16 protein-coding genes are annotated in these 26075 nt (G+C 70.9%); 4 read left to right on the top strand and 12 right to left on the bottom strand.

What is annotated here, in order from left to right; translation table 11 throughout:
- Positions 1–17 precede the first annotated feature (17 nt).
- Together glgB and ABD366_RS22250 are read left to right on the top strand one after the other, a co-directional pair.
- Positions 18–2234 (top strand): 1,4-alpha-glucan branching protein GlgB, encoded by a 2217-nt coding sequence (gene glgB / locus ABD366_RS22255; RefSeq protein WP_324772417.1) that lies wholly within the window; start codon positions 18–20, stop codon positions 2232–2234.
- Complete coding sequence (locus tag ABD366_RS22250; RefSeq protein WP_324772418.1) at positions 2227–3582, top strand: phosphohexomutase domain-containing protein; 1356 nt, start codon at positions 2227–2229, stop codon at positions 3580–3582. The genes glgB and ABD366_RS22250 overlap by 8 nt, the downstream gene beginning before the upstream one ends.
- Here the strand turns inward: ABD366_RS22250 and ABD366_RS22245 are convergent.
- Positions 3570–4922, bottom strand: a complete 1353-nt coding sequence (locus ABD366_RS22245; RefSeq protein WP_324772419.1) for a helix-turn-helix domain-containing protein — start codon at positions 4920–4922, stop codon at positions 3570–3572. The two genes, ABD366_RS22250 and ABD366_RS22245, sit on opposite strands and share 13 nt — an antisense overlap.
- A 344-nt stretch (positions 4923–5266) precedes the next feature.
- On the opposite strand from ABD366_RS22245, the gene glgA reads away from it, so the two are divergent.
- Positions 5267–6487: a glycogen synthase gene (gene glgA, locus ABD366_RS22240; RefSeq protein ID WP_324772420.1), complete on the top strand. Its 1221-nt coding sequence runs from the start codon at positions 5267–5269 to the stop codon at positions 6485–6487.
- Positions 6488–6494: 7 nt separating this feature from the next.
- Here glgA and ABD366_RS22235 read toward each other — a convergent pair whose 3' ends face one another.
- Genes ABD366_RS22235 through ABD366_RS22225 form a run of 3 tightly spaced genes read right to left on the bottom strand, consistent with a single transcriptional unit; the run spans position 6495 to position 10431 of the window.
- Positions 6495–8618, bottom strand: coding sequence for an ABC transporter ATP-binding protein (locus ABD366_RS22235; protein ID WP_324772421.1), 2124 nt, complete (start codon positions 8616–8618; stop codon positions 6495–6497).
- Positions 8615–9454: an ABC transporter permease gene (locus ABD366_RS22230; protein WP_324772422.1), complete on the bottom strand. Its 840-nt coding sequence runs from the start codon at positions 9452–9454 to the stop codon at positions 8615–8617. Before ABD366_RS22230 ends, ABD366_RS22235 begins: the two co-directional genes overlap by 4 nt.
- A complete protein-coding gene (locus ABD366_RS22225; protein ID WP_324772423.1) occupies positions 9451–10431 on the bottom strand; it encodes an ABC transporter permease in 981 nt (326 codons plus the stop codon). Before ABD366_RS22225 ends, ABD366_RS22230 begins: the two co-directional genes overlap by 4 nt.
- A 121-nt stretch (positions 10432–10552) precedes the next feature.
- On the opposite strand from ABD366_RS22225, the gene ABD366_RS22220 reads away from it, so the two are divergent.
- Complete coding sequence (locus tag ABD366_RS22220) at positions 10553–12259, top strand: ABC transporter family substrate-binding protein (protein ID WP_324772424.1); 1707 nt, start codon at positions 10553–10555, stop codon at positions 12257–12259.
- Between the two features lie 56 nt (positions 12260–12315).
- On the opposite strand, the gene ABD366_RS22215 is transcribed toward ABD366_RS22220, so the two are convergent.
- The 8 genes from ABD366_RS22215 to ABD366_RS22180 all read right to left on the bottom strand — a co-directional run bounded on the left by ABD366_RS22215 (position 12316) and on the right by ABD366_RS22180 (position 26022).
- Positions 12316–13515, bottom strand: coding sequence for an IS701 family transposase (locus ABD366_RS22215; RefSeq protein ID WP_425576968.1), 1200 nt, complete (start codon positions 13513–13515; stop codon positions 12316–12318).
- A 43-nt stretch (positions 13516–13558) separates the two neighbouring features.
- Positions 13559–15718: an AGE family epimerase/isomerase gene (locus ABD366_RS22210; RefSeq protein WP_324772426.1), complete on the bottom strand. Its 2160-nt coding sequence runs from the start codon at positions 15716–15718 to the stop codon at positions 13559–13561.
- Positions 15715–17814 carry a glycogen debranching protein GlgX gene (gene glgX, locus ABD366_RS22205; RefSeq protein ID WP_324772427.1) on the bottom strand — a complete coding sequence of 700 codons (2100 nt, stop codon included), beginning with the start codon at positions 17812–17814 and terminating at the stop codon, positions 15715–15717. Before glgX ends, ABD366_RS22210 begins: the two co-directional genes overlap by 4 nt.
- Positions 17811–18524 (bottom strand): SDR family oxidoreductase, encoded by a 714-nt coding sequence (locus tag ABD366_RS22200; protein ID WP_324772428.1) that lies wholly within the window; start codon positions 18522–18524, stop codon positions 17811–17813. The genes glgX and ABD366_RS22200 overlap by 4 nt, the downstream gene beginning before the upstream one ends.
- A gap of 28 nt (positions 18525–18552) precedes the next feature.
- The gene (locus ABD366_RS22195) at positions 18553–19893 is read right to left on the bottom strand and encodes an NDP-sugar synthase (RefSeq protein ID WP_324772429.1); all 1341 of its coding nucleotides are present in this window, start codon (positions 19891–19893) and stop codon (positions 18553–18555) included.
- Positions 19894–20098: 205 nt separating this feature from the next.
- On the bottom strand, positions 20099–23902 hold the full coding sequence (locus ABD366_RS22190; RefSeq protein WP_344442318.1) for a multifunctional oxoglutarate decarboxylase/oxoglutarate dehydrogenase thiamine pyrophosphate-binding subunit/dihydrolipoyllysine-residue succinyltransferase subunit: 3804 nt from the start codon (positions 23900–23902) through the stop codon (positions 20099–20101).
- Positions 23903–24142: 240 nt separating this feature from the next.
- Positions 24143–25285 (bottom strand): sensor histidine kinase, encoded by a 1143-nt coding sequence (locus ABD366_RS22185; RefSeq protein WP_324766400.1) that lies wholly within the window; start codon positions 25283–25285, stop codon positions 24143–24145.
- Positions 25282–26022, bottom strand: a complete 741-nt coding sequence (locus tag ABD366_RS22180) for a response regulator transcription factor (protein WP_324766399.1) — start codon at positions 26020–26022, stop codon at positions 25282–25284. Before ABD366_RS22180 ends, ABD366_RS22185 begins: the two co-directional genes overlap by 4 nt.
- Positions 26023–26075 lie beyond the last annotated feature (53 nt).

Genomic DNA, 26075 nt, shown 5'->3' with positions numbered 1-26075 from the left:
ATGAGAGGTGCTCCGTCGTGCCGTTGCACTCCAACCCCGACCTGGACCGGATCCTGGCCGGAGCCCACCACGACCCGCACGGCTACCTCGGCGCCCACCCTGCCGCCGAGGGGGCCACGGTCGTGCGCGCCCTGAGGCCACTGGCGCGCGGCGTCACCGCGGTCCGCGCGACGGGCGAGCGCGCCGTACTCGCCCACGAGCGGGACGGACTGTTCACCGGCGTCCTCCCCGGCACGGGCCCGTACCGGTACCTCGTCACGTACGACGACGGCACCCAACAGGCCGACGACGACGGGTACCGCTTTCCGCCGACGCTCGGCGAGATCGACCTGCACCTGATCTCCGAGGGCCGCCACGAACTGCTGTGGCGGGTCCTCGGCTCCCATGAGCGCACCCTCGACGGCGTCACCGGCACCTCCTTCGCGGTGTGGGCGCCGAACGCCCAAGGGGTGCGCGTCATGGGCGACTTCAACGCCTGGAACGGTGCCGGGCACCCCATGCGCAGCCTCGGTTCCAGCGGTGTGTGGGAGCTGTTCGTGCCGGGTGTCGGCGCGGGCACGCGCTACAAGTACGAGATCCACACCCGCGACGGCCGCCTCCTGCAGAAAGCCGACCCGCTGGCCCGCGCCACCGAGATCCCGCCCGCCACCGCCTCCGTCGTGCACACCTCCGCGTACGCGTGGGGCGACGCCGCCTGGATGGCGAGCCGCGGCGGCGACGCCTGCCGGCGGTCCCCGATGTCCGTGTACGAGGTCCATCTCCCCTCCTGGCGCCCGGGATCCACCTACCGGCAGCTCGCGGAGGACCTGCCCAAGTACGTCACCGACCTCGGCTTCACCCACGTGGAGCTGATGCCGGTGATGGAGCATCCGTTCGGCGGCTCCTGGGGATACCAGGTCACGGGCTTCTACGCGCCCACGTCCCGGATGGGCGGCCCGGACGATCTGCGGCACCTGATCGACGCGCTGCACGCCGCCGGCATCGGCGTCATCCTCGACTGGGTCCCCGCGCACTTCCCCGAGGACGACTTCGCCCTCGCCCGCTTCGACGGCGAACCGCTCTACGAGCCGTCCGACCCGCGCCGCGCCCACCACCCGGACTGGGGCACCCTCGAGTTCGACCACGGCCGGCGCGAGGTGCGGAACTTCCTCGTGGCGAACGCCGTGTACTGGTGCACCGAGTTCCATGCGGACGCGCTGCGCGTGGACGCCGTCGCCTCCCTGCTCTACCTCGACTACTCGCGCCCGGACGGGAACTGGAGCCCCAACGAGCACGGCGGGCACGAGAACCTGGACGCCGTCGCCTTCCTCCAGGAACTGACCGACACGGTGCGGCGGGCCGCGCCCGGCGCCCTGACCATCGCCGAGGAGTCCACGGCCTGGCCGGGCGTCACCCGGCCCACGTACGAGGTCGGCCCGGACGGCTTCGGCGGGCTCGGCTTCGACCTCAAGTGGAACCTGGGCTGGATGCACGACACGCTCGGCTACCTCGCCCACGACCCGGTGCACCGGGCCTGGCACCACCACGAGATCACCTTCTCGATGGTGTACGCCCACAGCGAGCACTACCTCCTGCCGCTCTCCCACGACGAGGTCACCCACGGCAAGGGCGCGCTGGTGGCCAAGACACCGGGGGACTGGTGGCAGCGGCGGGCGAACCTGCGGGCGCTGCTCGCCTTCATGTGGGCACACCCCGGCAAGCAACTGCTGTTCATGGGGCAGGAGTTCGGGCAGGGCGCCGAGTTCGACCACGACGGCGGGCCGCAGTGGTGGGTCCTCGACGACAGCTGGCCCGCGGCCGCCGACCATCGCGGCATCCGCTCCCTGGTCCGGGATCTCAACGCCCGCTACCGGGCCACCCCCGCCCTGTGGGAACTCGACTCGGACCCGGCCGGCTTCGCCTGGATCGACGCCTCGCACGCCGAGGCCAACGTGCTCTCCTTCGTCCGCCACGACGCGCGGGGCCGCCCCCTCGTCGTGGTCTGCAACTTCTCGCCCGTCGTCCGCACCGGGTACCGCGTCGGCCTGCCCGACGCCGCCGCGTGGAGGGAGGTGCTGAACACGGACGCCGCCCGATACGGCGGCAGCGACGTGACCGGCAGCGGGACGATCCGTCCCGAGCCCGCCCCCCGGCACGGGCGCGCGCAGAGCGCCGCCCTCACCCTGCCGCCGCTCGCGGTGGTGTGGCTGACGCCCGATACCGATGACGGGGGAAGGGACGATCTCGATGGCTGAACCGCAGGCCGACCTGTACGACCGCATCGTCTGCGCGTACGACATCCGCGGCCGCTTCCGCGAGGAGCTCGATCCGGGCCTCGCCTACCGGGTCGGCGCCGCCTTCACGGAGCTCACCGGCGCGGGCGCGGTCGCCGTCGCCCACGACATGCGGTCGTCCTCGCCGTGCCTGGCCGACGCGCTCGCCCAGGGCGTCCTCGACCAGGGCGCCGACGTCGTCGACGCGGGCCTCGGCTCTACCGACTACCTGCACTACGTCTCCGGCCGCTTCGACGTCCCGGGCGTGATGGTCACGGCGGGCCGCGCCCCGGCCGCGTACAACGGGTTCCGGCTGTGCCGCGCGGGCGCCGTCGACGTCGGCGAGGGCACCGGCCTCGAACTGCTGCGGCGCAGGCTGCGCGAGCCGCGGCCCGCGCTGACCGACCGTCCGGGATCGATCCGGCCGACGCGCGTCCTGAGCGGTTACGCGCGGCACCTGCGCTCCCTCGTCGACCTGACCGCGATCCGCCCCCTCAAGATCGTCGTGGACGCGGGCAACGGCATGGCGGGCCTGACCGCCCCGCTGGTCCTGGAGCATCCGTCGATCGAACTGGTGCCGCTCCACTTCGAGCTCGACGGCACGTTCCCGCACCGCGGTCCCGAGCTGGCGGACCCGGGGCAGCTCCAGGACCGGGTCCGGGAGACGGGAGCCGATCTGGGCCTGGCCTTCGACGGCGACGGGGACCGCTGCCTGGCCGTCGACGAGAGAGGCCGCGTGGTGCCGCCCGCCGCCGTGATCGCGCTGGTCGCGGGGCGCGAACTGGCCCGCCGCCCGGGCGCCGCCGTCGTGCACGACCTGGTCACCTCCACCTCGGCGATCGAGGCGATCAAGGAGGCCGGCGGCATTCCCGTACGCTCCCGCGTCGGCCCCGCGGCGATCAAGGCGCTGATGGCCGAGCAGGACGCGGCCTTCGGCGGTGCGCACTGCGGCCGCTACTACTTCCGTGACTTCTGGTACGCCGACACCGGCATGCTGGCCGCCCTGCACCTGCTGGCCGAACTCGGCGGATCACGCCAGGAGTTGTCGGACCTCGTCGCCCGGCACGACCGGCATGCCTCGTCGGGCGTCTTCGACGTCCCCGTCCCGGACCCGGCCGCGGCCCTGCAACGGGTGGTCCGCCACTTCACGGCGCACGGCGCCGAGCTCGACCATCTCGACGGGGTGAGCGGAGAGCTGGCCGACGGGGCGTGGTTAAACGTACGGGTGCCGTCGGCCGCCCCCGTGGTCCGGGTGAACGTGGAGGCGGCGACGGTCGCGGCGATGGGGCGGCTGCGGGACCGGGTGGTGGGGGGTGGTCAGCGCGGATGATCGGTGAGGACGGGGTCGGGGGCGCGGGTCGGAGCCATGCCGAGGGCCGACAGGGCCATGTCGTAGGACTTGAGGGCCTCGTCCTGCTTGCCGTGCCGGCGCCAGAGGTCGCCGATGCGGCGCCAGGTCTCCGCGCTCTCGCGCGAGGGCGGAATGCGGTGCAGCTGCCGGGCCGCCGCATCGAGGTGCTGTCGGGCGTCGACGGGCAGATCGCGCAGGAGCGCGATGTCGGCGAGAGAGGCCAGCGCGTCGGCCGACAGGACCCGGCCCTCCGAGCCGAGCAGGCCGAGCGCCCGCTCGGCGTGCGACGCGGCCGCGTCCAGATGGCCGAGCGACTGCTCGGCCTTGGCCAGGTAGAGCTCGCAACGGGAGAGTTCGTCGGCGTTGCCCACCTCGGCCAGCTCCTCCTGGGCGGCCGTCAGCAACTGGAGGGCCTCCTCGGAGCGCGGCGGGGCCACGTCGAGGAGCAGGATGCCGTAGTTCATCCTGAGGATCGCGATGTGGCGGGCGTTGTCGCCCTCGGCCATCATCGCGAGGGCCCGCTCGGTCAGGGCGATCGCCTCGGGCAGCATCCCCCGGGAACTGGCGACGAGTCCGGCGTTCCAGTACACGGCTCCCCGTGCGGCGTGTGAGCCCTGCTCGTCGGCGGCCCGCAGCAGCCGTTCACCGAGCAACTGGGCACGCGTCAGATCACCCCGGACGGAGTAGGAGCCCATCAGGGTGACGCCCAGCTGCACGTGGTCCACGGTCGTCTCGAGACCGAGTTCGTCCAGTCGTGCCACCGCTCGTTCGCCGATGTCGACACTGAGTGCGACGTCGCCGGCGTTGCGATAGCAGCGGCACAGGGCGATCGCGATGTGGCACCAGTCCTCCGAACCGACGGCGATGCCCTGCTCGCGATGCAGTTCGTCGAGCAGGGAGATGGCGGCCTCGAGACGATCCGTCTTCTCCAGCGCCGTGGCCTGGCCGATGCGGGCGCGCCGGATCATGGCGGCATCGAGGTCCGAGCGGGCCGACAGGAGCTCACTGAAGGCCTGCAGCGCCTCGCCGTTGTCGCCGTTGCGCAGGGCCATCTCGGCGAAGGCCAGCTTGAGCCGGGCCTCTTCCGCGCGCTGCTCCTCCCTGCCGGTCAGCAGGTAGTCGGGGGAGGTGCCCAGCTTCTCGGCGATGCCGGCGAGAACCGCCGGCGACGGCGCGCGCTTGCCCGACTCGATCAGCGAGATGTAGCTCGTCGACGCCTCGGCGGAGGCCAGGTCCTGCTGCTTGAGCCCGCGTGCTGCCCGCAGGGCCCGGACGCGTCCCCCGAGGCCGCCGATCCGCTCCGCCTTGTTGTGATCCATGAGACCCCTTTCGGAGTGCATGACAGGGTGCGTGACAACTCAAAGTTACCAGCATGACCGCTCGTCGCCTATGGGAAGCGGAACTCTCCTTCCTCTGCGAGGAGCCGCGGACGTTCATAACTGGCCACTGTCTTTTGCCGAACTATTGCTTGACTCAATTAGTCATACGAACTTGACTGGCCAAGTCAATTTGCCGAGCAGATGCGACAGTTGGGGGGTTCCGATGAAGAGGGCCACAGGGGTGCTCTTCTTGATCCTTTTACTGATAGGGGGGGCGGTTCTGGCGCTCGACTTCGAGTCGACGGGAACAGGGAAGCACGATCAGATCAGCAGGGGGGCCACTGGTGGACAGTGCTGCTGACCGCGGGACGCGGTCTCGCACGGACCTCCTCACCCGCGAATACCCGCCGGAGATCTACGGCGGCGCGGGGGTCCATGTCACCGAGCTGACCCGCAGCCTGCGGCGGCTCACGGACGTACGCGTGAGATGCCTGGGCGAGCCCAGGCAGGAGAAGAACGTCACCGCCTACCTGCCCGACCCCGCACTCGCCGACGTGGACGCTGCGCTGGGGTTCCTCGGGGCGGACCTGGCGATGGCACGTGACTGTGCGGGCGCGGGAGTCGTGCACAGCCACACCTGGTACGCCAACATGGCCGGCCACCTCGCCCGGGAACTGCACGGGGCGGCCCACGTCATGACGATGCACAGCCTGGAACCACTGCGTCCTTGGAAGGCCGAGCAGCTGGGGGGCGGCTATGCGCTGTCGAGCTGGATGGAGCGCACGGCCATCGCCTCCGCGGACCGGATCGTCGCCGTGTCTGCGGCGATGCGGGAGGACGTCCTGCGGGTCTATCCGCAGGTGGCGCCGGAACGGGTGCGGGTGATCCACAACGGCATCGACCCCGATGTCTACCGCCCCGACCCCGAGGCGGAGGCGCTGCGCCGCTTCGGTATCGACCCCGACCGGCCGTACGTGCTCTTCGTCGGCCGCGTCACCCGGCAGAAAGGGCTGCCGCACCTGCTGCGCGCGGCGTTCGCCCTGCCGCCCGGCGCCCAGCTCGTGCTCTGCTGCGGGCAGCCGGACACGCCGGAGATCGCCGCCGAGGTGGCGGCGCTCGTCGAGGAACTGCGCACCGTGCGGGAGGGAGTGTTCCGTATCGACGGGATGCTGGACACTCCGACCGTACGTCAACTGCTCACGCACGCGGCCGTGTTCGTGTGCCCCTCGGTGTACGAGCCGATGGGCATCGTGAACCTGGAGGCCATGGCCTGCGCCAGGCCGGTCGTCGCCTCGGCCGTCGGGGGCATCCCCGAGGTCGTCGCCGACGGTCTGACGGGCACGCTGGTGCCGTTCGAGGCGGGTGGCGACGCCTCGGGCGAGCCGGCCGACCCCGAGCGGTTCGCCCGCGACCTCGCCGCAGCCATCGGTGAGTTGCTCGACGCACCCGAGCGTGCCGCGAAGATGGGCGCGGCCGGCCGGGAGCGGGCGGTGAGCGACTTCTCGTGGGACCGCGCGGCCGAGCGCACCATGGAGGTCTACGAGGCCGCCATGTCCCTGCGGTGAGCGCACGTCAGTGAGCAGAGGGATGCCCCTTCGAGGTCTCGCGGCCTCGGAGGGGCGTCTCCGTGTCCGCGTACGGGAAGTGGCAGAGCACATCCTTCTCGGCGGGCGGCACCTCTCTGTCGCACAACAGCCGCTCGGATGAGCCCAGTTGACGGTAGACCGGGCAGTGGGACCGGAACGCGCACCCGGCCCCCGGGCCGACACCGGCGAGCGGCGGCAGCGGTTCGGGGACGCGGCGGGCCGCCCCGGGCTCCGGCAGGAGCACCGACGACAGCAGCGTGCGGGTGTACGGGTGCCGGGGCCGGCCGAGGACGGCGTCGACCGTGCCGGACTCCACGGTGCGGCCCGCGTGCATCACCACCACCCGCCGGGCGATCTGCCGCACGACGGGCAGATCGTGCGACACCACGAGACAGGCGGGACCCTCGGGCCGGGACGTCAGGCGGCGCAGCAGGTCCAGGATCCCCGCTTGCAGGGACACGTCGAGCGCGGAGACCGGCTCGTCGAGCAGCAGCAGATCGGGCCGTACGGCCAGCGCCCGGGCCAGGGCGATGCGCTGGAGCTGGCCGCCGGAGAACGCGTGCGGGTGCCGGTCGGCGGCGCCCGGCTCCAGCTCCACCTGGGCCAGCAGCTCCGGCAGGCGCGCGGCGATCTCGGCGCGGGGCGTGCGCTGTGCCTCCAGGGGTTCGGCGAGGATCGCGCCGACCGTCATCCGCGGGTCCAGGCTCGCCGCCGGATGCTGCGGCACGAACCCGATGCGGCCGCGCAGGTGCCGGATGTCGGCGCGGGTGAGGGCGGCCGTGTCGTGGCCGAGCACCTCGATCCGGCCCGCTTCCGGCGCGGTGAGGGCGAGGACGCGGGCGAGGGTCGTCGACTTGCCGGCGCCGGACTCGCCGACCAGCGCGACGGTTTCGCTCCGCCGGACGGTCAGGTGGGCGTCCCGCACCGCGACGTGCCTCCGGCGGTTGGGCGGGTACGTGGCTCTCAGGGCTGTGATGCGGAGGGCTGTCGCTGTCGTGGGGGTCTTCGTGGTGCGCGGCGGGGGCGGGGGTGAGGTGGGGAACAGGTTCGTCGTGGTGGCCGGGGGGTGCCGGCAGGCCGCTTCGTGCGGGGCTGGGGTGTCTTGCCCATTCGCCGTGGGCGGTGTGCTGCGCAAGGGCGGGTTCAGGTTGTCTGTGGCCGGTCGCGCAGTTCCCCGCGCCCCTGAGGTGCGCACTTCGTGCGACAGCTCAGGGGTCCGTTCGGTGCACGCGTGCGTTCTGCTCGGGCAGCGGGGGGCGAAGGCGCAGCCCGGTGGTACGGCGTCCAGGGCCGGGGACGTGCCCGGGATCCGGGTCAGGGGGTGGGCGTGGTCCAGGCGTGGGGAAGCCGCCAGCAGGCCCGCCGTGTACGGCATGCGGGGGGCCGCGAACACGGCGTCCGTCGGGCCCGTCTCGACTATGCGGCCCGCGTACATCACCGCCACCCGGTCCGTCGCGTGGGCCACCACGCCCAGGTCGTGCGTGACCAGGAGCAGCGCCGCGTCCGCCGCCGCCCGGGCGCGCTCCAAGGCGGCCAGGACCTGGGTGCGTACGGTCACGTCCAGGGCGCTGGTCGGCTCGTCGGCGACGATCACGTCGGGGCGGTTGGCCGTGGCCATGGCGATCATCGCGCGCTGGAGCAGGCCGCCGGAGAGCTGGTGGGGGTAGGCGCGGGCCACGCGCCCGGGATCCGGGACGCCGGTCTCCGCGAGCAGGTCGCGGGCCCGGGCGCGGGCCGGCTGCCGTGCCATGCCCCGGTGGTGGATGCGCAACGCCTCGGCCAGTTGGTCGCCGATCCGGTGGACCGGGGTGAACGCCGCCAGGGGATCCTGGAAGACCATCGCGATGCGGTTGCCGCGCAGCCGGGCCAGGTCGCGCACCGGCAGGCCGGTCAGCTCCGTGCCGGACAGCCGGACGGAGCCGGACACCGTGGCGCCGCGCGGCGGGAGGCCGAGCAGGGCCAGGGCCGTGAGCGTCTTGCCCGCGCCGGACTCACCGACCAGGCCGAGCACCTCGCCACGGCGCAGCGTCAGGTCCACACCGCGGACGGCCGGACGGCGGGGGCCGAACTCCACCCGCAGGTCGCGGACCTGAAGCACCGTGTCGCTCACGCGTGCACCTCCGCGGCCACCGGGTCGAGCCGGCCGCGCAGTGTCTCGCCGACCAGGTTCACGGCGAGGACGAAGCAGAGCAGCATGCCGGTCGGGAAGAAGAACATCCACGGATAGGTCAGGGCCACGTTCGTGCTGTCCGCGATGAGCGTGCCCAGGGACACGTCGGGCGGCTGCACCCCGAACCCGAAGTACGACAGGCTCGTCTCGCCGATCACGGCCGCCGCCACGGAGATCGTCGCGTGCGCGATGAGGAACGGGGCCAGGTGCGGCAGGAGATGGCGGCGGACGATACGCAGCGGCCGCACGCCCATGGTGCGGGCCGCCGCCACGTACGGGCGCTCGCGCAGGGACAGGGCCGTGGCGCGCACCGCCCGGGCCGTCACCATCCAGCCGAGCGCGGCCAGCAGACCCGCGTACGCCGGCCAGCCCGCGTCCCGCAGCGACGGCGCGACGACGACGAGCACCAGGAAGCCGGGCGCCACCAGGAGCAGATCGACGAGGAACGTCAGCGCACGGTCCGTCCACCCGCCGAAGAAGCCCGCGCAGGTCCCGACGAGCGCGGCGCACACCGTGCCCGCGACCGCGACGAACAGGCCGATCAGGAGCGACTTCTGCAGCCCGCGCGCCGTCTGCGCGAACACGTCCTGGCCGATCCGGTTGGTGCCGAACCAGTGCCGCCCGTCCGGCGGCGCGCTCAACGCCGTGTAGTCGATGTCGGCGGCGGACCACGAGGACACGTACGGGCCGGCGAACGCGTACAGGAACAGCAGCGTCAGCAGCGCGAGGCCGAGCAGCGCGGCCGGTGACCGCGACAGGGACCGCAGCGCCGTCATCCGCGCACCCGGGGGTCGAGGGCGAACAGCAGGGCGTCCGCCACCAGGCCCGCGAGGATCACGGCGGCGGCCGCGAACAGGCTGACCGCCACCACCGAGTTGACGTCGCCCTTCTGCGCGGCCTCCAGGAACCAGCTGCCCATGCCCGGCCAGCCGAAGATCTGTTCCGCGAAGACCGAGCCGGTGAACACCGCCAGGAAACCGAACGAGAAAAACGTTGTCATCGGTACGAGAGAGACCCGCAGCCCGTGCCGCAGCAGCGCGCGGCCCGGCGTCAGACCCTTGGCCTGGGCCGTCCGTAGATGGTCCGCGTTCAGGACGTCGAGCGTCGCGGCGCGCTGGTAGCGGCTGTAGGAAGCGATCGAGCCGAGCGCCACCGTGGCGGTCGGCAGCGCCAAGTGGGACGCCCTGTCGCCGAGTTGCGCGAAGAAGCCGCCCCCGCGGCCGGGTGTGGACTCGCCCGCGTAGCGGATCACGGTGTGCCCGACCCCGTGGTTGAAGGAGAGCGCGCCGTCCTTGAGGAGCAGGGCGAGGACGAACGTCGGCACCGACAGGATGAGGAAGGAGAGCACGGTCATCGCCCGGTCCGGCAGCCGGCCCCGGCGCACCGCGGCCCACACCCCGGCCAGCACCCCGATCCCCGCGCCGGTGACCGTGCCGACGGACAGCAGCCGCACCGACACCCCCACCCGGCGCCCGAACTCCGCGTTCACCGACGTCCCGTCGAGCGTGCGCCCCAGATCACCGTGGAGGGCCCGCCACGCCCAGTGCCCGAACCGGGCGAGCACCGGGCGGTGGCCGTCGAGCCCGAGCGCGGCGAGTTCGTGATCGACGGCCGAGGCGGGCGGCCGGGGGGTGCGGTTCTCGAAGTAGGCCCGCGGGTCGAGCGCCTTGGAGGCGACCACGTACGCGAACAGGGCCGAGACGAGGAGGAGGAGCACGACGCGGGCCACGTGCCGGAGCGTGAGGCCGGGCATGTGCCTCCTCGCTGAGTGCGCGGCAGGTGACGTTCACGAGACTGATACGAGCCGATGCTACGTTCAACTCCGTTCTTTCACACATTAGTTCACTTCCGTGACGTCATAGGGGGAGGGTCACGTGCGGGGATCACGGCGACCGGGGGGCCTGCGCGGACTCGGCTACGGCGCGGCGGTGTGTGCGCTGGCGCTCCTCGCGGGATGCACCGGCGCCGCCGGCACGGCCTCGCACCACCGGCTCTCGGCGGTCCCCGGGTTCGGTGCCCAGGACATCGACGCCGCCCCCGCCGGCCGGCTCCGCGACGGCGGCACCCTCACGCTCCCCCTCGCCGCCTGGAGCCCTCAGCTCAACTACGGCCACGTCGACGGCGGCACCGATGACGTCTGGCAGATCGCGAGCCTGGCCGAGCCCATGCTCTTCGCCCGCGATCCCAGGGGCGTCCCGCGTCCGGACCCGGACTACCTCGTCTCCGCCGAGGTCACCGACACCTCACCGCAGACCGTCACCTACCGGCTCAACCCGAAGGCCCGCTGGTCGGACGGCACCCCGCTCGGCGTCGCGGACTTCGCGGCCCAGTGGAAGGCGCTCGGTCGCGGCGACGACCGCTACCGCGTCGGCGACCCCGCGGGCTACGACCGCATCGCCGACGTCCGCCGGGGCGCGGGCGCGCATGAGGTGAAGGTCGTCTTCCGCGCCCCCTACGCCGACTGGCAGCGGCTGTTCACGCCGCTCTACCCGGCCGCGGCGACCGCGACCCCGGACCAGTTCGACAAGGGCTGGGTCGACAAGGTCCCGGTCGGCGCGGGACCGTACCGGATCTCCTCCGTGAACAGCACCACGCAGACCGTGACCGCCGTGCGCGACCCCCACTGGTGGGGGGACCGGCCCCGCCTCGACAAGATCGTGCTGCGTGCCCTGCTGCCCGACGCCGCGCTGCAGGCCTACCGCAACGGCGAGCTCGACGCCGTCAACGCCGCGAACACCGAGGACTACGCCCAGCTGAAGGACGCCGAGGGCAGCGAGATCCGGACCGGGTCCGCCTGGGACGAGGTGCACGTCGCACTGAACGGCGCCGGCGGGCCGCTGAGCAGCCTGGACGTCCGGCGCGCCGTCCAACAGGCGGTGAATCGCGAGGCGTTGGCGGACGTCGCCGAGAAAGGGCTGCCCGTCGGCGTCCCGCTGCTCGGCAACCACATCTTCATGACCAACCAGCCCGGATACGCCGACCACTCCGTCCCCTACGGCAGCTACGACCCGGACGAGGCGCGCCGGCTGCTCGACAAGGCGGGCTGGCGGGCCCGGGGCGACGGCGAACCGCGTACCAGGAACGGCCAGGAGCTGAAGCTGCGCTTCGTCATCAGCTCCGCCACCAACCGGCTCGGCCTCGATCTGTCCCAGCTGATCCAGGAGATGCTGCGGCAGGTCGGCATCGAGGTCGACATCGTGAAGGTGCCCGCGAACGACTACGGCTCGCAGTACCTCAACCAGGGCAACTTCGACCTGGCCATCTTCCGCTTCGTCGGGATGACCTACCCGGGCTCGCTCGTCTCCGTCTACCAACAGCCCTCGGGCAGAAACTCGTTCCTGAACTACGGCCGGATCGGCGACGCGACCGTCGACCGGCTGCTGCGCGAGGCCCAGGGCACCCTCGACCAGCGGCGTGCCACCGCCCTCTACAACCGGGCCGACGCCGAGATCTGGCGTATCGGCCACGACATCGAGCTGTACCAGCGCCCGCAGATGATGGCCGTACGCAAGGACCTCGCCAACTACGGCATCCCCGGCCTCGGTGACCTCGACTGGACGAAGGTCGGCTGGAAGAGCTGAGGGCCTGTGACCGACGCCTGCCCGGTCCGGGGGAGCGGACCGGGCAGGCGTGTCGGTCAGACGGTGGCGCCGCTGAGCACCCTCTCCTCGCGCGGGACCGCGCTGCGCAGGGCGTCGAAGCCGAGCGCCGCCGACGCCAGGGTGACGTGGTGATGCCAGCCGCGGAACGAGCGGCCCTCGAAGTCACCGAGCCCGAAGTCCTCGTGCAGTCGCCGAAGCCCCTCACCGGCGGACGAGCGCAGCCGCGCCAGCGGGAGCGCGTCGGCGATCCGGCGGGCCGGCAGATTCGTCAGCCAGTACGCCCGCGGCTCGGGCCGGCCGAACGGCCAGTCCGTGACGAGGTGCCGGGGGCTCGTCCGGTGTGCCTGGCGCACCTGCGGCGCTGTGCCCGCCGCCCGGCACAGCAGCGCCGGCGTGGACAGGAACTGCGACCGGTGCTGCCGCTCGGTCACCGGGTCGTACCAGCCGACCGGGGTCCGCTCACCCCGCCGCGCCACATGCGCGGCGAGGTCGGCGACCGTGCCGCGCACCGCGGGCAGTGCCGAGTGCGGGCGGGGCATGGTGACGGCGGTGCGCGGCGACACCTGCACGAGGTAGCCGTGGCCCCGCGCTTCCAGGCCGTGAAGCAGCGGCTCGGTCTCGGCCTCGTGGCGCCAGTCCGCGAGCACCGGACGCGGTTCGAGCAGCCACTCCTCCGTCATCTCGTCCAGCGCCTGGAGCACGTACTGCCAGCGCGGCCGGGACTGCTCGTCCTCGGGCACATGGGCGCCCTCGCGCAGCTGCTCGTCGTGGTCCCAGCGCGGTGGAAGGAGCAGCCGCCAGTTGACCGGGACGCCACCGCCGGAACCGACCAGGGAAACCGCGCAGGCGAGCTGGCAGTTGACGGTGCGCTCCTGGGACGGCGCGTACTGGCGGGCCACGCCCACCGAGCGGTCGCCGTTCTTGGCGAAGACGACCTCGTCCACCGACCAGGCCTCGATGTCGAAGGCGTCCGTCATCCTGACGGCCGTGCGGCGCCGCACGGGGCCGCAGTCCCACGGGCTCTGGTGGATGAACTGCTGGAGCTGCTGCACGGCCCGCCGCCCGAGCACGTACTCGGAGATCCGGGTCGGCGTCTTACGACCCGGCACGCCGATCAGCCCGCGTAAGTAGACCTCGCCCCACCGCCGCTGGTCGGAGCGGGCCAGCTCGCGGAACAGGTCCTGGCAGTACGCGGAGAAGGAGAGTTCGCTGGAGAGGGTCGTCAGGCTGGACACGGTGCCCCCGGGAAGGTGTGGGACGGGCGACTGGAGCAGGGGTTCAGTCATGCGCGCACGCGTCCCCGCCCTCCAGGAGGAAGGCATCGGTGGCGAGCAGCGCGTCCGCGACGTCGGGCAGCGCGCAGCCGACGATGACGAAGTCGACGTCGAGCCCGGCCTTGGTGCGCTGGAAGAGGAGTTCGTTGATCGCGGGCCGGCCCATCGCGGTGACCTCGCACAGATGGAACTCCACGCGCAGCGGCTCGGCCGCCATCACCTCGGACAGCACGCGCCGGAACTTCTCCAGCTCGGTGGTGTCGATGACGCCGTCGCAGCGGACGTGCGCGGTGCCGCCGTCGAACTCCGTGCGCATCCGCAGCCGCAGCTGGGCGGGCTCCAGCTCGACGCGTACCCGCACCGGTTCGTCGCCCTCCGGCAGCCGTACGGTCAGCTCCTTCGGCTCGAAGTGGTGGTACGGACGCCCCTCGACCCACACCCGGGTCAGCTCCACCGAACCGGCGGGGAGCAGATCGGGCGCGACCCGCAGCGTGCGGTCGGGCAGGTCGTCCGGGCGCGGCCGGAAGTGCAGGGTCAGGGCGTCGTTGCTGATGAGCAGGCCGGTGTAGACGGCGGCCAGGTAGCACAGTTCGAGCGCGTGGTAGCCGGCCATGGCGTGGCTGCCCTTGAGCCGCTCGGTGCCGAGCAGATACGGGATGCCGTTGGCCAGCACGTTGAAGTAGACGCCGCCGTCGTCGTAGTCGAGGAAGAAGGCGTTGTAGAACGAGGCGGCTTCACGCGCGAGCCGCAGCTGCTCCGGATCGCTCGTGGTGCCCGCGAGGATCAGATAGGCGAGGATCGCCTGCTCCTGCTGCCACCAGGCCTTGCGGTCGTGCCACACCATCCGGTGCAGCCCGCTGTCCGGGTCGGCGGTGCGCTCCACCACGTCGTACCAGCCACCGCGCAGCTGGTCGCTGCCGACGGCGGGCATGATCTCGCTGATCCGCTCGGCCAGCGCACCGTACTCGTCCTTGTCCACCATGGACTTGATGCGGGTCAGGTTCCAGGCGATCTTCAGGTTGTGCCCGACGACGGCCCGGTCCTGCTGCCAGCCCCAGGTGCGGTCGGGGGTCCAGTCCGTGTGGAACCGCTCCTGGACGAAGGGCGAGCCGGGCTCGTCGGGGAAGCGCTGGACGACGGTGTCCGCGGTCTCCTCCAGGAGCCGCGCGAAGTCTTCGCGGCCGGTCGCCAGATAGGCGTTGATCAGATACGCGGGCGCGTGGTCGCCCACCGAGTTCCAGTTCTTGCGTGACCGGTTGGGGCCGAGCGCGTCCGCCTTCGGGTCGAGTGTGATCGGGTCCAGGTGCGAGAAGAACCCGCCGTGCTCGGGGTCCCTGAAGTACTGCTCGAACAGGGCGACCGTACGGTCGATGTCGTCCAGGATCCGCGGGTCGCCGGTGATCCGGTACGTCTGGGTGGGGCCGGCCAGCGCGTATATCTGCTCGTACATCGGGATCGCGTCGAAGTCGTCGCCGAACTCCGAGGCGAGCACCTTGCGCTGCCCGGTCGGGGTGACATCGATGCCGTGGTACCAGTAGACGATCCCGTCCTGGTCGTCGGCGACGCGCATGTGCTCGCGCAGATACTCGGTGCCCGACTCGGCGGCCTGGAGGAACCGGTCCTCGCCGGTCAGCAGGTACGCCGTCGACAGGCCGTAGACGAGCCGCGAGATGGTGTCGGTCTCCTGGCGCACGTCGGCGCCGTCGAAGTCGGGGAGGTGCGTGCCGTGCAGGGTCAGCTGGGTGCGGAAGTTCTGCCAGTCGTACTTGCCGTCGGGGAAGTGCCCGCGCAGATAGAAGTCGGCGACCGCGGCGGCCTGCTGCACCCACCAGGCCGGGTGCTCGAAGACGTAGGAACCGCGGTGCTCCTCGGGGAAGGTGATCTCCTTCGCCTCGAACCGCTCGCCGTCCTGCCAGGCGTAGCAGATGCCGTACACGAACAGATAGCGGCCCTCGGCGAGCATGTCGAGGGTGGCGGCCGTGGTGTCGCGGTAGGGGTCGCCGAGGTTGCGGACGATGCGCGAGGAGACGTTCCTCGGCAGGTGGACGGTGAACTCCCGGTCGTCGGAGGTGCGCAGGCCGAAGCGGCGCTGCGTGGGACTGAAGTAGGTGACGTAGCCCGCGAGGGTGTCGGAGAACGTGCGGCGTTCGGCGGAGACGCTCATCGGGGGTTGCCCTTCGATTCAGGCAGGGCCGCGAGCAGCACGACGCTGCGGCCGTGGGCGTGGAAGGTGTGGTGGTCTATCAGCTCTTCCTGTCCGGCGGGGAGGAGGTCGTAAGGCCCCGCGTGCGCGGTGTCGAGGACGCGGTGCCAGCGGTGTCCGCGGATGTGCGGCAGCTCGAAGTCGAGGCCCAGGTGGTACATGTTGAGGATCAGATGCAGGTCGGGATCGCCGTCGAACCCGCCGAGCGTGCAGGCCAGGACGCGCGCGTTGGTGTCCTCCCAGCCGGGCTGCTCCAGACGCGTGCCGTGCCAGGTCACGTCGGGCAGCTGCCGTTCGTTGAGGCGCCCGGAGAAGAAGTGGGGCGCGCGGAAAGTGCGGTAGCGGCGGCGCAGTCCGATCAGTCGTCTGGTGAAGGAGAAGGTCTCCTGTTCCTTGTCGGCCTGGTCCCAGTCGAGCCAGGACACCGGGTTGTCCTGGCAGTACGCGTTGTTGTTGCCTCCCTGGCTGTTGCGGAACTCGTCGCCGGCGAGCAGCATCGGCACGCCCCTGCTGAGCATCAGGACGGACAGCAGGTTCTTGATCTGGCGCACGCGAAGGCGTTCGACCTCGGGGTCGTCGGTGGGCCCCTCGACGCCGCAGTTCCAGCTGAAGTTCTGCTCGGCGCCGTCGGCGTCCGCCTCACCGTTGGCGTAGTTGTGCTTGTGGTCGTAGCTCACCAGGTCGTTGAGGGTGAAGCCGTCGTGGCAGGTGATGAAGTTGATGCTGTTGGTGGGCAGCTCCTTCTGCGGCCCGAACAGGTCCTCGGAGCCGCCGAACCGCTTGGCGAGGTCGCCGACCGTTCCGGCGTCGCCGCGCACGAACCGGCGTACGTCGTCACGGAACGGGCCGTTCCACTGGGCCCAGCGCTTCCCCGGGAACCGGCCGACCTGGTAGAGGCCGCCGCCGTCCCACGGCTCGGCGATGATCTTCGTCTCGGCGAGCACCTTGGACAGCTCGATCGCCCACAGGACCGGCGGCACCGCCATCTCGTAGCCCTGGTCGCCGCGCGAGAGCTCGGAGGCCAGGTCGAAGCGGAAGCCGTCGATGTGGTGCTCGGTGACCCAGTACTCCAGGGACTCGACGATGAACTTGGCGACGAAGGGGTGGTTGGCGTTGACCGCGTTGCCGCAGCCGGTGAAGTCCATGTAGTGGCTGCGGTCCTGCGGCCACAGGTGGTAGTACGCCTCGTTGGCCTGGCCGCGGAAGCTGATCGTCGGGCCGAACTCGTTGCCCTCGCTGGTGTGGTTGAAGACGACGTCGAGGATCACCTCGATGCCGGCCCGGTGGAACGCCTTCACCATGTCCCTGAACTCGGCGATGTGCGTGTTCAGATGCGGCGAGGTGCAGAAGCCGGTGTGCGGCGCGAAGAAGCCGTAGGGGTCGTAGCCCCAGTAGTTGCGCAGCCGCTCGCCGTCCGGGCCCGTGCGCAGCACCTGTGTCTCGTCGAAGTCGAAGACGGGCAGCAACTCGACCGCGGTGATGCCCAGTTCCACCAGGTGCGGGATCTTCTCGATCACCGCGGAGAAGGTGCCGGGGCTCGCGGTGCGCGCCGTCGGTGACGCCGTGGCACCCCGCACGTGCATCTCATAGATGACCGTGTCCTCCATGGGCGTGCGCAGCGGGCGGTCGCCCTCCCAGTCGTAGTCGTCGAGGTCGACGACCAGGCTGCGCATGCACGTCTCCACGTTGTCGGCGCCGCCGAGAGCGAGGGTGCGGTTCCAGCGCGAGTTGATGTTGGCCCGGGCGTACGGGTCGAGCAGCACCTTGCGGTGGTCGAACCGGGACCCCGACTTACCGGTGTCGCGCGGCCCGTCCATCCGGTAGGCGTAGACCTGGCCCGCCCCGACGCCGTCCACATGGCAGTGCCAGAAGTGGAAGCTGCGGTGCCGGTCCGGGTCGAGCCGGATGGTGCGCGAGGGCTGCGGGTCGTCACAGCGGTCGAAGAGCAGCAGGTCGACGCGGGTGGCGTGCTCCGAGAAGACGGAGAAGTTGACGCCGCCGTCGACGACGGTGGAACCCAGCGGCTGTGGACGCCCCGCGGAGATCTCCTGGCTCATGCGACGACCTGTTCCGCGAAGGGTTCATCGGCCCGGAGCCCGGCGAAGAGCTGTTCCCAGTCGCCCGGCGGGCTGCCCGCGCCGCCCCGCATCTCGAAGGTCAGGCCCTGGGCGGACGGGCAGTACAGCGCCTGCACACAGGCCTCGGCGACGTCCTGGAGGGCGACGTAACCGTCCCTGCGGTCACCCTGTTCCAGATGGACCTGGCCGCTGTCGGCGAGTTCGGTGCGGTCGGTGAGCCAGCCGGGGCGGATGACGGTGTAGGGCAGTCCGGAGGCGCGCACCGCGTTCTCCCCGGCCAGGCGCCAGTCCAGCATCCGGCCGTACGCGTTCATCGGGTGGTCCCTGCGCGTCACATGCCGCTGGCTGACCAGGATGAACTGGGCGGGGCCGAACTCGCCGCGGCGCAGCGCGTCGAGCGTGTTGACGACGCCGCCGTGCAGGGTGCTGCGGGGACTGTCGGGGCCGGTGGTGTCGGTGCCCGGCTCCACCGTGTAGACGACCGCGGAGCAGCCTTGCAGCGGGCTGCGCAGCGACTCGGGTTCGCGGACGTCGCCGAGGAAGAACTGGGCGCGGGGCGGGAGGTGGTACTCGGCGCGCCGGGCGCTGCGGCCGACGACGCGCACCGACTCACCGCGGTCGAGGAGCTTGCGGGTGACGAGCCGGCCGACCCGGCCGGTACCGCCGATCACGGCGATCGAAGTGTTCACGGGAAGTCTCCTGGTGAGAGGGACCGGATCAGACCCATTGCAAGATGTCGTCGGAGCTGGTGAGTTGGGTGCCGCTGGGCACGCCGGAGACGGTCGGGACACGCAGCCGCGGATAGACGCTGACGCCCGACAGACGGGTCCCCGACCACAGGCGGGCACCGTCGCCCACCGCGGACAGGGCCTCCAGGCGGACCGGGGAGCGCACGTCGGAGTGGACCTGGACCATGGGCCCGACGTAGGAGTCGCTGATCTGCGCATACGGTCCGATGACCGCGGAGTCGCCGAGCACGCTGCCCTCGACCTGCACCCCTTCGTGCAGATCGACGCCGTCACCGACGTCCGTGGCGCGCAGCCGCACCCCGGTGCCGATCTCCACGTGCCGGCCGATACGGACGCCGGGGCCGATGACGACACTGCCTTCGGCGATCTTCTGGGCGAGAGTGGTGCCGGTGATGTGGTCCTTGGAGCGCAGGCTGGTCTCGTGGATCCAGTAGCGCGGATCCTCGCTGAGCGGTTTGCCGAGCGCCTGGTCCAGCTGCGGGTACAGGCCGCCGAGCGCGTCGCCGAGGGTGCCGAGGTAGTCGCGGATGTTGCCGAGGTCGCCGAGGCGCGCGATGGGGTCGACGGCCACCGGGTGGCCGAGCCCGACGAGCCGCGGCAACAGGTCGTTGCCCCAGTCGAGGCGCTGCTGGGCGAGGCGGATGAGTTCGGGGGTGCGTGCGGCGAGCCGCAGACGGGCGCAGTCGATGAGGTACATCCCCGCGTTGGTGGCCAGGGTACGCGGTCCGTGCGGCTGGGTGATCTCGGGGAACTCCCGCTCGATGACCGAGAGTTTGGGCTTCTCCAGGAAGCCGCAGACGAGCTGGTCCGTGGTCGTGCGCATGACGCCGTACTTGCCGGCGATCTCTTCCGGAGCCCGCGGCACGGCGGCCACGGTGACCACCGCGTCGGCATCCCGCTGCGCGGCGAGGAGCCGGTCCAGCGAGAACTCGAACAGCGAGTCGACGGGCAGGACGAGCGCGGTACCGGTCAGGTTCCACTGTTCGAGGTTGTGCAGGGTGGCCGCGCCCGAGCCCACGTTGTACGGGTCGAAGCGGGCCCGTGAGTAGTCGATCTGCACTCCGTAGCGCTCGCCGTGGCCGAGCACCAGTTTGATCTGGCTCCGGTTCTCCACGCCCTGAGCCACCACGTAGAAGCGACGGATGCCTTGGTCACGGCAGGCCTCGACGATCCACTCGATGAGAGGTCTGCCGGCGAACGGGATGAGCGCCTTGCTGCGGATGTAGTCGGCGGACTGCAGAGTGATGGGCTTCGCCCTCTCCCCCCGGCCGCCGGCCAGGATGATGCCGACCGTGCTGTCGTACCCCATCGCTGTCCTGCCTTCCAGGCCGACTTGTCGATGAATGTGATTCAACAAGCTTTGTCATGTGAAGTCAAGTGACTTGTAAAGCTTGCAGGTCACCGGCGCTGGAGGGGTGTCATACGGGAACGCGAAAGGGCCGGGCCCCGAGTCCTTGAAGGACTCGGGGCCCGGCCCCGACCGCTGTGCTCGGTACGAGACTTGGAGGCGAGGCTTACGCCTCGAACACCTCACGCACCAGCTGCTCCTGCTCGGCCTGGTGGCGCTTGGCGGAGCCGACCGCCGGGGACGAGCCGTGCGGGCGCGAGATGCGCCGCAGCCGCTCGGCACCCGGGAGGCCGGCGCCGACCGCCAGGTCCAGGTGGTCGATCAGGTTGAGCGCGATGAACGGCCACGGGCCCTGGTTCGCCGGCTCCTCCTGCGCCCACAGGTACTTCTCGGCGTTCGGGTACTTGGCGATCTCGGCCTGGAGCTCGGCACCCGGCAGCGGGTACAGGCGCTCGACGCGGATGATCGCGGTGTCGGTGACGCCGCTCTTCTTCCGCTCGGCCTCGAGGTCGTAGTACAGCTTGCCCGCCACGAAGACGACCTTGCGGACCGCGTTCGCGTCCACCGAGTCGTCGCCGATGACCGGACGGAAGCCGCCCGACGTGAACTCCTCCACCTTCGACGCGGCGGCCTTGAGGCGCAGCATCGACTTCGGGGTGAAGACCACCAGCGGCTTGTGGTGCGGGTTGTGCACCTGCCACCGCAGGAGGTGGAAGTAGTTCGACGGCAGCGTCGGCATGGCGACCGTCATGTTGTTCTGCGCGCAGAGCTGGAGGAAGCGCTCGATACGGGCCGAGGAGTGGTCCGGGCCCTGGCCCTCGTAGCCGTGCGGCAGGAGCAGGGTGACGCCGGACGTCTGGCCCCACTTCTGCTCGGCGGCCGAGATGTACTCGTCGACGATCGTCTGCGCGCCGTTGACGAAATCGCCGAACTGGGCTTCCCACAGCACGAGCGACTCGGGACGCGCGAGCGAGTAGCCGTACTCGAAGCCCATGACCGCGTACTCGGAGAGCAGCGAGTCGTAGACGTTGTAACGGGCCTGCTCGGGCGACAGGTAGAGCAGCGGCGTGTAGTCCTCGCCGGTCTCCCGGTCGATGAGGACCGCGTGGCGCTGGCCGAAGGTGCCGCGGCGCGAGTCCTGGCCGGACAGGCGCACCGGGGTGCCCTCCAGGAGGAGGGAGCCGACGGCGAGGGTCTCGCCCATGCCCCAGTCGATCGTCCCGTCCTCGATCATCGCGGCGCGGCGCTGCAGCTGCGGCAGCAGACGCGGGTGCACCGTGACGTTGTCCGGGATGTTGACCTGGGACTCGGCGATGCGCTTGACGACCTCCTGGGAGATCGCCGTCTGCACGGCCACCGGGAACTCGGGCTGCGGCTCCGGCAGCTGGGCGTCGCCCGGCTGCGCCACGGCCTCGCGGACCTCGGTGAAGACCTTCTCCAGCTGGCCCTGGAAGTCCTGCAGCGCCTGCTCGGCCTCTTCGAGGGTGATGTCGCCGCGACCGATGAGGGACTCGGTGTAGAGCTTGCGCACCGAGCGCTTCTTGTCGATCAGGTCGTACATCAGCGGCTGCGTGAACGCCGGGTTGTCCGACTCGTTGTGACCGCGGCGGCGGTAGCAGATGAGGTCGATCACGACGTCCTTGTTGAACGCCTGACGGAACTCGAAGGCCAGACGCGCGACGCGGACGACGGCCTCGGGGTCGTCGCCGTTCACGTGGAAGATCGGCGCCTCGATCATGCGGGCCACGTCGGTGGCGTACATGGAGGAGCGCGACGACTCCGGGGCGGCGGTGAAGCCGACCTGGTTGTTGATGACGATGTGGACCGTGCCGCCCGTGCGGTAGCCGCGCAGCTGCGACATGTTGAGCGTCTCGGCGACCACACCCTGGCCCGCGAAGGCCGCGTCACCGTGCAGGGCGACGGGCAGGACCGTGAAGTCCGTGCCGCCCTTGTTGATGATGTCCTGCTTGGCGCGGACGATGCCCTCGATGACCGGGTCGACCGTCTCCAGGTGGGAGGGGTTCGCGGCCAGCGAGACGTTGATCTGCTCGCCGTCCAGACCGGTGAAGGTGCCCTGGGCGCCCAGGTGGTACTTCACGTCGCCGGAGCCGTGCATCGACTTCGGGTCGAGGTTGCCCTCGAACTCGCGGAAGATCTGCGCGTACGACTTGCCGACGATGTTGGCCAGCACGTTCAGGCGGCCACGGTGGGCCATGCCGATGACGACCTCGTCGAGGCGGGCCTCGGCGGCGGAGTCGATGACCGCGTCGAGCAGCGGGATGACGGACTCGCCGCCCTCCAGGGAGAAGCGCTTCTGGCCGACGTACTTCGTCTGCAGGAAGGTCTCGAACGCCTCCGCCGAGTTCAGCCGGCGCAGGATGCGCAGCTGCTCCTCGCGCTCCGGCTTGGAGTGCGAGCGCTCGATGCGGTCCTGGATCCACTTGCGCTGCTTCGGGTCCTGGATGTGCATGAACTCGACGCCGGTGGTGCGGCAGTACGAGTCGCGCAGGACACCGAGGATGTCGCGCAGCTTCATCATCGACTTGCCGGCGAAACCGCCGACGGCGAACTCGCGCTCCAGGTCCCAGAGCGTCAGCCCGTGCTCGGTGATGTCCAGGTCGGGGTGCTTGCGCTGCTTGTACTCCAGCGGGTCGGTGTCGGCCATGACGTGGCCGCGGACCCGGTAGGAGTGGATCAGCTCGAAGACCCGCGCGGCCTTGGTGACGTCGTCGTCGTGGCTGGCGTCGATGTCCTTGAACCAGCGGACCGGCTCGTAGGGGATGCGCAGGGCCTTGAAGATCTCGTCGTAGAACTCGTTCTCACCGAGGAGGAGGTTCGCGACGATACGCAGGAACTCGCCGGAGGCGGCGCCCTGGATGACCCGGTGGTCGTAGGTCGACGTGAGCGTCATGACCTTCGAGATGCCGAGCTTGTTGAGGGTGTCCTGGCTCGTGCCCTGGAACTCGGCCGGGTAGTCCATCGAGCCGACGCCCATGATGACCGACTGTCCGGGCATCAGACGCGGCACGGAGTGGACGGTGCCGAGGCCGCCGGGGTTGGTCAGGGAGACCGTGACGCCGGTGAAGTCGTCCATGCCGAGCTTGCCGTCACGCGCGCGGCGGACGATGTCCTCGTAGGCCTGCCAGAACTCGAAGAAGTTCAGCGTCTCGGCCTTCTTGATGCCCGCGACGACCAGCTGACGGTCGCCGTTGGGCTTCACGAGGTCGATGGCGAGGCCGAAGTTGATGTGCTCCGGCTTGACCAGGGTCGGCTTGCCGTCCTTCTGCGCGAAGGAGTAGTTCATCGACGGCATGGCCTTGATGGCCTGCACCATCGCGTACCCGATGAGGTGCGTGAAGGAGATCTTCCCGCCGCGGGCGCGCTTGAGGTGGTTGTTGATGACGATGCGGTTGTCGAACAGCAGCTTCACCGGGACGGCGCGCACGGAGGTGGCCGTGGGGACCTCGATGGACGCGTTCATGTTCTTCGCGACGGCGGCGGCGGGACCGCGCAGCGTCACGAGCTCGGGGCCGGCGGGGGCCTCGGTCGTCACTGGTTCAGCCTTCTTCGGAGCGGGGGCGGCGGGGGCGGGCTTCGCGGCGGCGGGACCCGACGGTGCAGGCTGCGCGGGAGCCGGGGCGGCCTGTGCGGGAGCCGCGGCGGGCTTCGCGGGGGCGGCCGGGGCCGGTGCGGCGGGTGCCTGCGCGGCGGGAGCCGGCTGGGCCGGGGCCGCGGGCTTCTGGGCCGGCGCCGCGGTCGGCGCAGCCCCCGCGGCTGCGGCACCTGGCTTGTAGTCGGCGAAGAAGTCCCACCAGGCTCGGTCGACCGAATTCGGGTCCTGGAGGTACTGCTGATAGATCTCGTCGACGAGCCACTCATTGGGACCGAAGGCAGCGGCAGGGTTTTTACCCTGGCCGGCTTGGTCGGTCTCGGTCGAGATGCTCGAGTTACTGGGGGACTGTGGCGACACGGCGGTAACCGCCCTCTTCCGCTTCTCACAAGGTGATGGACAGCGGGAATAAAGGCTACGCCTCCATGAGCGAGACGTGCAGACCGGGCCGGTGATCCGTCGTGTAAGTCACATCGGACGTCGGGTTTCGGGCCGTGAAATGGCGGGAAACAACCGGGGTTTCGGTACGTTCGGACGCGCACCCGGCACATCCGGGCACGCGTGGACGCGGCTTGACCTCCGCCTGACCGAAACCCTACGTCAACTTTGCGTTCGCGGCTCTCCCGGAAGAGTGACCTTGATGCGGCAGCCACGCTCCGATTCGGCCACGCCTATCCGCCCGCCGTGCAGGTCCACGGCCCAGCGTGCGATGGCGAGGCCGAGGCCCGTGCCGCCGTCACCCTTGCCGTTGGCCGACTGTCCGGCGTTGCCCCGGTTGAAACGCTCGAAGACCCGGTGCCACTCCGACTGCGGGATGCCGGGCCCCTCGTCGAGCACCTCGAGGACCAGGGACTCGGGGGAGGGGCCCCGCCGGGCCCGTACGGTGACGCGGCCGTGCGCCGGCGAGTGCTTCACCGCGTTGTCGATGAGATTCGCCACGACCTGGTGGATGCGCTCCGGGTCGGCGTGCGCCGTCAGCTCGGGCGGCGAGACGTCCAGGTGGAGATGGACGTCGGTACGCGTATGGGTGCCCGAGCCGGAGGCGATGCCGGCGCGCTGGGACACCGCCATGTTCGCCTCCTTGAGCACGCCCGACAGATACGGCCAGACCTCGAAGCGGCGGGCCTTGAGGGGGACCACGCCGTTGTCCAGGCGGGACAGGTCGAGGAGGGTCTCGACGAGCCGGCCGAGCCGCTCCGTCTGCTTCAGCGCGGTGCGCATCGTCTCGGGGTCGGCCGACATGACGCCGTCCACGACGTTCTCCAGGACCGCGCGAAGGCCCGCGATCGGGGTGCGCAGCTCGTGCGAGACGTTGGCGACCAGCTCCTTGCGCTGCTGGTCCTGGGCCGCCAGCTCGTCGGCCATGCGGTTGATCGTGACCGCGAGATCACCGAGCTCGTCGCGGCGGCCCGCACCCCGGACCCGGCGCGTGTAGTCGCCGTTGGAGATGGAGCGGGCCACCGTGTTCATCTCGTCGAGCGGCGCGGTGAGGCTGTGCGCCACGAACTGAGTGATCAGCAGCGTCGCGATGATCGAGAACACGGTGATGAAGCGCAGCTCCGTCGCCGTGTACATCGCCACCATGAGCAGGCCCGTGGTGATGAAGACGGAGACGACGACGAGCGTGCCGAGCTTCGCCTTGATCGAGAAGGGGCGCAGGCCGCCCGTCGCCCAGAGCGGGCTGAGGGGATGCGGCCGGTGGGAGCGGCCGTGCGGTGCCCGGTCCCCGCTGCCAGTGCTCATGACGGGTTCGGCGTCTCCAGTGCGTAGCCCACACCGTGCACGGTGCGGATCCGCTCGGCGCCGATCTTCCGGCGCAGGGCCTTGATGTGGCTGTCGACGGTGCGGGTGCCCGAGGCGTCCGCCCAGTCCCACACCTCGGCGAGCAGCTGCTCACGGGAGAGGACCGCGCGGGGGGTGTTCGCCAGGCACACCAGAAGGTCGAACTCGGTGGGCGTCAGGTGGACGTCCTCGCTGCGGACCCGCACGCGGCGCTGCGCGTGGTCGATCTCCAGCTCGCCGAGGCGCAGGATGCCGCTGCGGGGGGTCGCCGCGGCGAGTGCCGCCCGCTCGACCCTGCGCAGCAGCACGTGGACCCGCGCCGCCAGTTCCCGCATGGAGAACGGCTTGGTCATGTAGTCGTCGGCGCCGACGCCGAGCCCGACGAGCATGTCCGTCTCGTCGTCGCGTGCCGTCAGCATCATGACCGGGACCGGTCGTGCCGCCTGCACCCGGCGGCAGACCTCGAGCCCGTCGAATCCGGGCAGCATGATGTCGAGGATCAGCAGGTCGGGCTGCCATGCCTCGGCCGTGTCGACCGCCGCCGGTCCGTCCTGTGCGGTTTGCACGAGGAATCCCTCGGCCCGCAGCCGGGCGGCGATGGCGTCCACGATCGTGGGGTCGTCCTCGACGACCAGCACCCGTCGCTGGGCACCCGGGGTCGCCGTGCTGCCGTTGTGGGAGGTGTGTGTCTGCTCCATCGCCCCGCCCCTGAATGCGCGCCGTCCTGACGCGCTTGACGCTTGAATGATCT

It is taken from the genome of Streptomyces kunmingensis, from assembly GCF_039533535.1.
Lineage (GTDB): Bacteria > Actinomycetota > Actinomycetes > Streptomycetales > Streptomycetaceae > Streptomyces > Streptomyces kunmingensis.
This window is presented reverse-complemented; position numbering and strand designations above follow the sequence as displayed.

Coding starts and splice junctions, on each gene's coding strand:
- ABD366_RS22250 (WP_324772418.1), top strand. CDS start 2,227: ATGGCTGAACCGCAGGCCGACCTGTACGACCGCATCGTCTGCGCGTAC.
- ABD366_RS22245 (WP_324772419.1), bottom strand. CDS start 4,922: ATGGATCACAACAAGGCGGAGCGGATCGGCGGCCTCGGGGGACGCGTC.
- ABD366_RS22230 (WP_324772422.1), bottom strand. CDS start 9,454: ATGACGGCGCTGCGGTCCCTGTCGCGGTCACCGGCCGCGCTGCTCGGC.
- ABD366_RS22225 (WP_324772423.1), bottom strand. CDS start 10,431: ATGCCCGGCCTCACGCTCCGGCACGTGGCCCGCGTCGTGCTCCTCCTC.
- ABD366_RS22210 (WP_324772426.1), bottom strand. CDS start 15,718: ATGAGCGTCTCCGCCGAACGCCGCACGTTCTCCGACACCCTCGCGGGC.
- glgX (WP_324772427.1), bottom strand. CDS start 17,814: ATGAGCCAGGAGATCTCCGCGGGGCGTCCACAGCCGCTGGGTTCCACC.
- ABD366_RS22195 (WP_324772429.1), bottom strand. CDS start 19,893: ATGGGGTACGACAGCACGGTCGGCATCATCCTGGCCGGCGGCCGGGGG.
- ABD366_RS22185 (WP_324766400.1), bottom strand. CDS start 25,285: ATGAGCACTGGCAGCGGGGACCGGGCACCGCACGGCCGCTCCCACCGG.
- ABD366_RS22180 (WP_324766399.1), bottom strand. CDS start 26,022: ATGGAGCAGACACACACCTCCCACAACGGCAGCACGGCGACCCCGGGT.